This is a genomic window from Microvirga arsenatis, from assembly GCF_009910705.1.
Taxonomy (GTDB): Bacteria; Pseudomonadota; Alphaproteobacteria; order Rhizobiales; family Beijerinckiaceae; genus Microvirga; species Microvirga arsenatis.
The window spans coordinates 1-1,123 of sequence record NZ_JAAAXJ010000066.1; the positions used below are offsets into that span (position 1 = coordinate 1).

The window sequence follows — 1,123 nt, forward strand, 5'->3', positions numbered from 1 at the left end:
GCACCCGGTCAAGTCCGTCGAGGAGGCCTGGGATGACCACCTCCGACGGCTTGGGCTGCGAGGAGAGGCTGCGCAGGGCCGCGGCCATGCGCTCGGGCGTGCGCGGCTCCCGGTAGTCGCTCAGCATCCGCACGAGGCCGAGCCGCTCGGCCTCGACGGCCCGGATGTACTGCTCCAGCCGCGGGCGGGTGCGCGGCACGATCAGCGTGCGCTTGTCGAAGGACAGGGCCTCGCAGAACGTGTTGTAGCCGCCCATGGCCACCATGGCGTCCGCCTTCTTCATCAGCCACTCGATCTTGTTGTCGAAGGACATGACGTCGAGCTTGGGCTGGCGGGCGATGCGCTCCACGAAGGAGCGGCGCTTGTCCCGGTCGATGAAGGGGCCGAACAGGATCAGCGCCGGCTGTTCGAGGCTCGCATCCGCCTCGTAGGCCGAGATGACCCAGTCGATGAGGTCGTCCCCGTCGCCGCCGCCGCCGGTGGTGACCAGGATGAAGGGCTGCTTGGTGATCTTCGGGTACTTGGTGAGCGAGGGCGTCGGGGGCACCTCGCGGCGCAGGTAGCCGGTATAGGTGATCCGGCTTTCCACCTCGGGGGGCAGGTCGAGGGCTTCGAGGGGCTGGTGGACGTCCTTGAGGCCGTAGACCCAGATCTCGTCGTAGTAGCGGATCAGAGCCTCCCGCGCGCCCTTGCGCTCCCACTCCGGCACGAGCAGGGACGGCTCGTCCATCACGTCCCGGATGCCGAGAACGAGGCGGCAGCCCGAGGCCTGCAGGTAGTCGAGGGCCGGCACCACCTCGCCGCGAAAGCCCGTCGGCTCCTTGTCGACGATGAACACGTCCGGGTGGAAGGCCTTGGCGGTCTGCAGGATCAGGGCCTGGCGAAAGCCGACCGCCTCGTCCAGGCTCACGTTGAGGTTGAGGCTGCGGTAATCCCCGTCCGGGAGCTTGGTGACCCCGGGAACGCGGATGTAGTCGACGCCGCTCTCGAATTCGAAATTGCCGATGACGGGAGAGCCCGACAGGATGACCACCGAGGCGCCCGGCAGCTGCTCGACGATGGCATTCGCGATCGCCCGCGACCGGCGCAGGTGCCCAAGCCCAAACGTGTCGTGGCTGTAGAT

General features: G+C 67.9%; 1 protein-coding gene. It reads right to left on the minus strand.

What is annotated here, in order from left to right:
- Positions 1–1,123, minus strand: a 1,123-nt coding sequence (locus tag GR303_RS24230; protein WP_161727024.1) for a glycosyltransferase family protein, incomplete at both ends; no start/stop codon positions are given.